Here is a 463-nt window from a genome sequence, read left to right as displayed (position 1 = left end):
CCGGTCAGGGTAATCGAACCGGTAATCAGGCCAATCAGCGGATCCAAGCCCAATGCGCTCGCCAAGCCGACACCGACGAAGTTTTGGACGATGATGAATGCACCCACCACGGCGGTAAAGATAACCAAAGGCAAACCGCCCGCTTTCAAACGGGAGAAGTCAGCGCTCAAACCGATGGATGTAAAGAAGATAAGCATGAACGCATCTTGCAGCGGTTTTTCAAATTTGAAGCTGACGCCGTAGGCTTCATGCAGGGCGAACAGGACGATAGCGGCAACCAAACCGCCGGCGACCGGCTCGGGAATATTGAAGTCTCTTAAGAATTTGATTTTTTGAACCAGAAATTTACCAACCAGCAACACGAGCGTGGCGGCAATCAGTGTGTAATAACTGTTGAATTCCCATTCCATGTTGTTTCACCTCCTAGAAATGTTTTTCCGAGCATCCGTTTTTGTTCCGGATG

General features: G+C 49.7%; 1 protein-coding gene. It reads right to left on the bottom strand.

The annotated features are described in order from the left end of the window. Window positions 1-410, bottom strand: a 410-nt coding sequence (locus ACTHSP_RS21865; RefSeq protein WP_440346992.1) for a sodium/glutamate symporter, incomplete at its 3' end; no start/stop codon positions are given. Window positions 411-463: the final 53 nt, after the last annotated feature.

The organism is Neisseria sp. P0001.S005, from assembly GCF_051963715.1.
The sequence above is the reverse complement of the archived record's forward strand: the minus strand, read 5'-3'. Positions and strand labels throughout refer to the sequence as shown.